The organism is Ruegeria sp. AL11 (genome assembly GCF_056540865.1).
Genome location: NZ_JBQFXO010000003.1, coordinates 370,838 through 378,109, shown reverse-complemented (window position 1 = coordinate 378,109; position 7,272 = coordinate 370,838). Strand labels below are relative to the sequence as shown.

Annotated in this window: 8 protein-coding genes; 1 reads left to right on the top strand and 7 read right to left on the bottom strand. The window is 58.1% G+C overall.

Annotated elements, in window-relative coordinates; all coding sequences use genetic code 11:
* Positions 1-398 (top strand): SDR family oxidoreductase (locus ACR0IP_RS07545; RefSeq protein WP_480524743.1); only part of this gene is annotated, 398 nt, incomplete at its 5' end.
* 30 nt (positions 399-428) lie between these two features.
* Here ACR0IP_RS07545 and ACR0IP_RS07540 read toward each other — a convergent pair.
* From ACR0IP_RS07540 to ACR0IP_RS07510, 7 genes are all read right to left on the bottom strand, one after another.
* Positions 429-848 carry a secondary thiamine-phosphate synthase enzyme YjbQ gene (locus ACR0IP_RS07540; RefSeq protein ID WP_480524741.1) on the bottom strand — a complete coding sequence of 140 codons (420 nt, stop codon included), beginning with the start codon at positions 846-848 and terminating at the stop codon, positions 429-431.
* A 112-nt stretch (positions 849-960) separates the two neighbouring features.
* Positions 961-1,824, bottom strand: coding sequence for a sugar phosphate isomerase/epimerase family protein (locus ACR0IP_RS07535; protein WP_480524740.1), 864 nt, complete (start codon positions 1,822-1,824; stop codon positions 961-963).
* A gap of 11 nt (positions 1,825-1,835) precedes the next feature.
* Positions 1,836-2,726, bottom strand: coding sequence for an NAD(P)-dependent oxidoreductase (locus ACR0IP_RS07530; RefSeq protein WP_170376073.1), 891 nt, complete (start codon positions 2,724-2,726; stop codon positions 1,836-1,838).
* 223 nt (positions 2,727-2,949) lie between these two features.
* The gene (uxuA, locus tag ACR0IP_RS07525; RefSeq protein ID WP_480524738.1) at positions 2,950-4,131 is read right to left on the bottom strand and encodes a mannonate dehydratase; all 1,182 of its coding nucleotides are present in this window, start codon (positions 4,129-4,131) and stop codon (positions 2,950-2,952) included.
* Positions 4,128-5,180: a Gfo/Idh/MocA family protein gene (locus ACR0IP_RS07520; protein ID WP_480524736.1), complete on the bottom strand. Its 1,053-nt coding sequence runs from the start codon at positions 5,178-5,180 to the stop codon at positions 4,128-4,130. The genes uxuA and ACR0IP_RS07520 overlap by 4 nt, the downstream gene beginning before the upstream one ends.
* Positions 5,177-6,178 carry a Gfo/Idh/MocA family protein gene (locus tag ACR0IP_RS07515; RefSeq protein WP_170376080.1) on the bottom strand — a complete coding sequence of 334 codons (1,002 nt, stop codon included), beginning with the start codon at positions 6,176-6,178 and terminating at the stop codon, positions 5,177-5,179. Before ACR0IP_RS07515 ends, ACR0IP_RS07520 begins: the two co-directional genes overlap by 4 nt.
* Positions 6,175-7,191 (bottom strand): Gfo/Idh/MocA family protein, encoded by a 1,017-nt coding sequence (locus ACR0IP_RS07510; protein ID WP_170689726.1) that lies wholly within the window; start codon positions 7,189-7,191, stop codon positions 6,175-6,177. The genes ACR0IP_RS07515 and ACR0IP_RS07510 overlap by 4 nt, the downstream gene beginning before the upstream one ends.
* Positions 7,192-7,272 lie beyond the last annotated feature (81 nt).

The following is a 7,272-nucleotide window of genomic DNA, read 5'->3' as shown; positions in this document are numbered from 1 at the left end:
TCGTTCTGTCTCGCGAGATCGGCAAGGACATGCTGGTGCGCGGCTCTGGGAAGATCATTTTCACAGCTTCGCTGCTAACATTTCAGGGCGGTATTACCGTGCCGGGATATGCGGCTTCGAAGGGTGGGATTGGACAACTGACCAAGGCTTTGGCCAACGAATGGGCCGGGCAGGGCGTGAATGTGAATGCGATCGCGCCTGGCTACATCGCGACCGACAACACCCAAGCCCTGCGGGATGATCCGGTCCGATCGAAGTCGATCCTTGAACGAACACCCCAGGGCCGTTGGGGTACGCCTGGTGACTTTGCCGGACCGGTGGTCTTTCTGGCCTCTGCCGCGTCTGACTTCGTCAACGGTGAAATCCTTGTCGTCGACGGGGGCTGGATGGGGCGTTAGCACCGCCAACGCTCTATTTGACCCGAAACCTCAAGTCCCGATGTAGTGAGCCTTCAATCGGCGATTTTTTGGCGCCTCTCGATGTTCGAACAGGTACAGGCTTTGTACGCGGCCCAGCGGAAGCTGCCCCTGTTCGACCGGAATGGATATTTGAGTTTGCGTCAACAGCGCCCGCAGATGCGACGGAGCGTTGTCGTGCTCGGTCGGGCGGTGGTGATACTTGCCTGGTGACTTGGGTACCAGTTTCTCAAAGAACGTCTCGATGTCCTTGAGCACCTCGGGATCGGCATTGGCTTGCACCAAAAGCGCAGCACCCGTGTGGACGCACCAAAGGGTCAGCAGGCCCGAGACAAACTCATGTTCGGACACCGCACGCTGAACCTTCCCACTGATGTCGGTAAGGGATTTGCCGGGAGTTTCAATGGACAGCTCAAAAAACTCTTGCTTCATCCAGCTGGCCCTTTCCTTGATTTAACGCGAACGCGCCCAGCTTTCTACACTCCGCTTGGCGTTCAGTAGCGGGGTTCAAGTATATGATTTTGAACGCATATTGACTGTACGTTTATGCAAACAGGCTTTTGAACCTGTCCACACACAGACGAAAACCATCTTCGAAGTTTCCGTTGCCGGGGTGATAAACGCTCTCGAAGGAAATGACGCCATCATAGCCGTCGGATCGGAGCGCGTCCGCGATGGGTTGGAACAGAGGCGCAAGCTGGCCTTCCCCCATTCGACGCACTTCCAGCGTTGCCCGCGGTGTGTCGACCTTTACGTCCTTGATGTGAATGTGACCCAAGTAGCCTCCGCGCAGTTCTTCATAGCCGTCCGGGTACGCCAATTCGTGGCACCAGCAGTTGTTTCCCGGGTCCCACAGCACTTTCAAGCTGTCTTTTGCGTCTAACTCGTCGATCAGTTTGCGGGCTGTGTAGTTGGAATTGACCAGCGTGCCGTTTCCGGTTTCCACGACGAGAGTCACGCCCTCAGCTCTTGCCAGTTCAACCGCCGACGCGATCAGAGGCGGCATCGTGTCCCATACCCCATGCGCTACGTTCCACTTTTCGGCACCGTTTTTTCCCCAGAGTATCTGCTCCTTTCGTTGCGTCATGATCCGAACGAGCGGAGACCCAACAACATGCGCCATGTCGATCACGCGTTTCAAAGCGTCCATGTGCCGAGTGTGCAGGTCGTCGCCGGGTCTGTTGGCAGCTGTCATCCCTGCAAAGATATGGCGCGACAGACACGACACAGGTTTGCCCCGGTCGCGCAAGAGCGCGTCGATCTCGGCAATTTCCTGCGGGGAATGGTCTCCGACCTCCGTATCGCCAACGAATTGAAGCTCTGCATAGTCCAGACCGAATTCGTCCATCACGTCCACGGCATGCCGCAGATCGCGGGAAATGCCGTCGCAAATCACTCCTAATTTCATGTTCGGTCCCCTCAGCGATGCAATTCTGCGCCAACGATCTCTTCTATGACGCGGGTACACACCCAGTTGTCGCCGTTTGGGTATTTGGTTTTCCCGGCGTGAAAGATCTGCATTGCGGATGACGCTGTGTGCATGGGAACGCCTAACGCACTGGCCAGTGCGAGAGAGATCGTCAGGTCCTTGTGCATCGTTGCGATATGGCTGCCGGTAGCTTCGAACTTGCGATCAATGATGTTTTCAAGGGCGGTATTCACGACTCCACACCCTGCGCTGGACGAGGAGAACACATCAAGCAAGGCCTGACCGCTGACACCGGCTTTGGCCGCCAGGGCTGCAGCCTCGAACGTGGCGGAAAAGATTGATCCGATAAGGGATTGGAGGCAAGCTTTCACGGTTTGCCCGTCGCCGGCGTTTTCTCCGACCCGATGAATGGTAGCTGACACTGCCTGCATTACTTCGGCATTTCGATCCAGCACATCCGCAGCACCCGCAGCCATCATCGTCAATGTGCCGTTCTGCGCGCCGGGAAACCCACCCGAAACCGGGGTGTCAATCAGGTGGATGCCCGAACCTTCCATGTCTTGCCCGATCGCGCTTGCTTCGGCCGGGGTAATGGTCGCCGACAGGATGACCGTTCCGCCTTTGGCCATGTTCGCAATCAGGCCATCTTCACCCAATATGACATCGCGGGCCTGATCTCCGTTCATCACCATGACGAACACACTGGCCGCGTGACGGCCAACCTGTCCCACGCTGTCCTTGGCCAGGCCGCCCATGTCGGTAAATGCCGTCATGCGTGTCTCGCTCAGGTCGAAACCGGATGTTTCAAAGCCATTCTTGATCAGGTTCTTGGCAAGGCCGCTGCCCATGTCGCCAAGACCGATTACGCCTGCTGTTTTCATTTTGAATCCTCCCGTTTTCTGCCATTTCCGTATGGCAGACGTTTCGAAAAATGATGCCCAATCGCATCGGTTTTCGCGGGAGTTTCACGCGTCTTGAACAGACGTCGGGCGAGTCCGGAAGACACCCCGCTGCCCGTTTACGTGCCGTAAGTAAACGAAGAATGCGGCGCTCAGGCAAGCAAAGAAGTGTTGCGGGCGGAAAGAAACTGCCTGATCCGACGCGTTACGAGAACGCCGCCATGATGCCGCGTAGTTCCGCCAGCCCACGCATTCGTCCGATCAGTGGATAGCCAGGAGTGCTGTGTCCGCCCAGATCGCTCATCAGTTCTTGTCCGTGGTCGGGCCGCATCGGAATTTGCCAATCGTCCCGCCCTTGGGATTTGCGGCGTCGCTGTTCGTTCATCAACTCGCGAATGGTGCCGACCATGTCGGTGTCGCCCTCCAGATGCGGGGCCTCAAAAAAGTCCGGCTTCTGACTGTCTGATCCGGCGATGCGTTGGGTATTCCGCAGATGGACAAAGTGAATCCGATCGCCATGCCTACGCACGAAATCCGGCCCATCGAATTTAGGGGACACTCCCAGCGATCCGGTACACAAGGTTGCGCCGTTCGCCAGCAAATCAACCGCATCCAGAACGGCGCCGTAGTCATCGGTGCTGGACATGATCCGCGGCAGACCGAGCAACGAGAACGGTGGATCATCCGGATGACAGCACAAGCGCAGATCCAGTTCTTGGGCCACTGGGGCGACCTCAGATAGGAAGTCTATGAGGTTTGCGCGAAGCCGGTCACGGTCGATATGCGCATATGTCTGCAACAAAGCGCGCACGTCCTGCACGCTCCACTGATCGTTGGCGCCGGGCAGCCCCGCAGTGACGTTATGCTGCAACTGGGCCTTGGATTCATCCGACATGTGCAAGAAGCGATCCTTGGCCGTTTGCTTGACGACGCTGGAATAGTCTTCGGACGCGCCCGGACGTTCGAGAATATATATGTCGAAAGCAGCAAAATCAGTCAGGTCGAACAGCATGGCCGTTCCGCCATGCGGCTGCGGTGCGCGAAGGGCGGTGCGCGTCCAGTCCAAGATCGGCATGAAGTTGTAACAAACGACTTTGATGCCCCGGTCGGATAAAGCCCTGAGGCTGGATTTATACGCCTGCAGATGCTCGGCCATGTCTGAGGACTGCGTCTTGATCGCCTCGGAGACGGGCAGGCTTTCGACAACGTCCCAACTGTATCCGGCAGCAGCCAGGACTGCCTGCCGATCGGCGATGCTCTGTTCGTCCCAAGGCTGTCCCGGCCGGATGTGATGCAGCGCGGTGACAATGCCCTGAACCCCGACTTGATGGAGATCAGCCAGGGCGATCGGATCATCGGGTCCGAACCAACGCCAGCATTGTTTCATGGCAGCCATCCTTCATAAAGCGGGTGATCGGGCTTGATGGGAAGGGCAACTCGCTGCCCGGTACGCGCCGCGTGATAGATCGCCGTCACAAGGCCGATGGAGGCAGCGCCGTCCTGCAGCGTAACGGCCGAATTTGCCTCGGACCGCAGTGCCTTGCCGACTTCGGCAAAGAAGCCTTCGAAACCAATTGGCTCGGCGGCGGCGGCCGCAAGAACCTCGTCGATAGCGGCTTGATCCACCGGGTCCCGCGCGACGAATGTCCAGGGCGATTGACCTGGGGCATAGGGTTCCGTGCCTGAGGTGGCGGTCACCTTTTCAAAGACGAACCGCAGGCGGGTTTCGTCCGTGGCGGCGCCTAGTGTGATATTGCTTGTGCACAATGCTCCGGAAGTCATGCCAAAGCAGATCGCGGCGCAGTCTTCCGTCTCGATCGGGTTGACCCGTGTTGTGGCCATTGCGGACACCCAGGCGATATCACCCGCGATATGAGTCAGCAGATCATGGTTGTGGATGGCATGGCCCAGCACTGCGCCGCCGCGTTCACCGGACCATGTTCCCCGCCACGGCACCGCGTAATAGTCAGCCCCTCGGGACCAATGGGTTTCAAGCGCGGCAGTTTGAACCGCTCCGGTCAGGCCTGCGCGTTGCAGGTGGCGCAATTGGGCCAGTGACGGACCCCACCGGTATTGAAAAACTGGAAACACCTGCTTGCCCGTGCTGCGGGCGGCTTCCTTGATCCGATCCACATCCTGCATAGAGGTCGCAAGGGGCTTTTCGCAGACAACGTGTTTTCCTGCGGCCAGTGCCGCAAGGGTGGTCGGTACATGCAGATGGGGCGGCAGGCAGATGTCGATGACATCAATCGCCGGATCATCCAGAGCGTCCTGAATGTTGGTAAGTGCTCGAAAATTCGCGTTCTGTCGAATCTGTTCGATCCGGTCCGTATTCTGGTCGACCACGGCGGTTACGCGGAATGTGCGGTCAAGCCGTTCCAGTGCGCTCAGATGTTGCGCACCGATACCTGCGCCAAGGATCGCAACGTTGATCATCTGCGGTCCGCCATTTCCTGCGCGCGCAGCGCGAGTTCCATGACCGTAAAGCAGTGGGTCTGCGTCATCGCGGTTTCGGTCCGGTTGCGGATGTCATCGGCGAGGCGCGAAAAGTAGGGAAGGCCGGCGTCGGTTGCGTCGATCTTTTCGCAGGTCTCACCATTGACGAGGATCAGATGGTCCGTCCCTGATGCCCCACCCACATCAACGTATTTCCGCAATTCGATATAGCCTTCGGTGCCAAGGATCGTCAGACGACCATCCCCCCAGTTTGGCAATGCATCCGGTGTATACCAGTCAACCCGGATGTACCCGGTGCCATTCTCGCTTCGTAGATTGACCTCGCCAAAATCCTGCAATCCGGGATCGTTGGAGTTTGCGTAGTTTGCCACATAAGCGTTTGTGATTTCTGCGGATTCCGAACCTGTGTAGTGCAAGAACTGATCGATCTGATGCGAGGCGATGTCGGTCAGAATGCCGCCATAGCGTTCACGCTGAAAAAACCATTCGGGTCGGGTTGCCCGGTTCAATCGGTGGGGGCCAAGTCCGACCGTCTGGATCACGCGCCCGATGGCACCGGCCTCGACCAACTCGGCCGCTCGGGTGCTGACGGGCGTTTCAAACCGTTCGGAAAAATTCACCGACCAGATGCGGCCGGTGTCCGTGACTGTTCGCTTGATCTGGTCGAGTTGTTCGAACGTCGTGCAGCCTGGCTTGTCGGTCATGACATCCATGCCGTTTTGCATGGCGCGGATCGTCAACGCGGCCCTATCTGCAGGTACTGCCGAAATCAGCGCTAGATCCGCCCCGCAGGTTAGGGCGTCTTCCAGTCGGGCCAGCCGCGGTATATCGGGAAACCTTTTGACGTAGCCCGGAAGCGTTTCCGGATCGCCTTGTGTCCAGTAGCCAACGCAGTCCACGCCGATTTTACGCATGTTTTCCGTCATGCCATAGATATGGCGGTGGTCCAGGCCAAGGGCGACGCAGGTCAGATTCATGAGGCGACTCGTGTTTTCTGGCCGGTTCGATTGGCGATCTGCATCGCGTCGATGACGGCGTGGGTCAAAAGGGCACTGCGTCCGGTGGCCATGGGCCGCGTTCCACCGGCAACGGCCTCAGCGAAATCCTCGATAACCGCCTGATGCCAATCATGGGTGAACGCCATGGGATCGGACCCTCCGCCTGTGGCGGACATTTCGCCAACCGTGGATATCTGACCATCGAAAGTGGTCAAGGTCAGGACACCTGACTCCAGATGCGCTTTGGCGCGCGTTCCATGAATGGTTATGGACTCAGCGGCCCCAGGATATTCGGCAGTAGTCGCCATCAAAGTTCCCACCGCGCCGCTATCCATTTCAAAGACTGCACCTGCCCAATCCTCGGCCTCGAGATCGTGTAGTGGAGTTTTTCTCATTACAGCCTGAATGTCCGAGATCGGCCCCAGCAGCCACATCGTGAGGTCAAGCGTGTGGATTGCCTGCGAGATCATGACACCGCCTCCGTCGCGCGCATAAGTGCCGCGACCTGGCTCGTCATAGTAGCTCTGATCACGCCACCAGGGGACGCGGATCTCCACTGTGGCGATCGCGCCCAGTTCCCCCTGTTCAATGGCTGATTTCAGCGCCTGCGAGGCGGCGCGGGCGCGGTGCTGAAAAACGATGCCCAGCGGCACACCAGACACCTCGCACTGCTCGACAATGGCTGTCGCGGCGTCCAGCGTTCTTTCGATAGGCTTTTCCATCAGGATCGGTTTTGAAGCGGTCGAAAGAACCCGAACCAATTCTGTGCGCTGATCGGGCGGGGTTGCGATGATCGCAAAGTCGACGTTTGGGTCGTTGGCGATTTCCTCGACCGAGCTGTACGCGCGGGTGTCGTTTCGCTGCGCGAACTCAGCTGCTTTTTCAGGATTGCGCCCGAGGACGCCGGCAAGATTGAGGCCTTGCTCCGATGCCTGAATGGCAGCAAAATGCGTGCCCGAAACCATTCCCAAACCAATCAGCGCAATATTCATTCATTCCCCCGGATCACCGGGTCAGTCTGCGGGTTCGAACGGGAAAGATGCAACCATTAAAAACTGTGCTAACAATTGCGG

What these genes read in the sequence shown, in the direction of transcription:
- ACR0IP_RS07540 (WP_480524741.1), bottom strand. Translation starts at nt 848, where the DNA reads ATGAAGCAAGAGTTTTTTGAGCTGTCCATTGAAACTCCCGGCAAATCC.
- ACR0IP_RS07535 (WP_480524740.1), bottom strand. Translation starts at nt 1,824, where the DNA reads ATGAAATTAGGAGTGATTTGCGACGGCATTTCCCGCGATCTGCGGCAT.
- ACR0IP_RS07530 (WP_170376073.1), bottom strand. Translation starts at nt 2,726, where the DNA reads ATGAAAACAGCAGGCGTAATCGGTCTTGGCGACATGGGCAGCGGCCTT.
- uxuA (WP_480524738.1), bottom strand. Translation starts at nt 4,131, where the DNA reads ATGAAACAATGCTGGCGTTGGTTCGGACCCGATGATCCGATCGCCCTG.
- ACR0IP_RS07520 (WP_480524736.1), bottom strand. Translation starts at nt 5,180, where the DNA reads ATGATCAACGTTGCGATCCTTGGCGCAGGTATCGGTGCGCAACATCTG.
- ACR0IP_RS07515 (WP_170376080.1), bottom strand. Translation starts at nt 6,178, where the DNA reads ATGAATCTGACCTGCGTCGCCCTTGGCCTGGACCACCGCCATATCTAT.
- ACR0IP_RS07510 (WP_170689726.1), bottom strand. Translation starts at nt 7,191, where the DNA reads ATGAATATTGCGCTGATTGGTTTGGGAATGGTTTCGGGCACGCATTTT.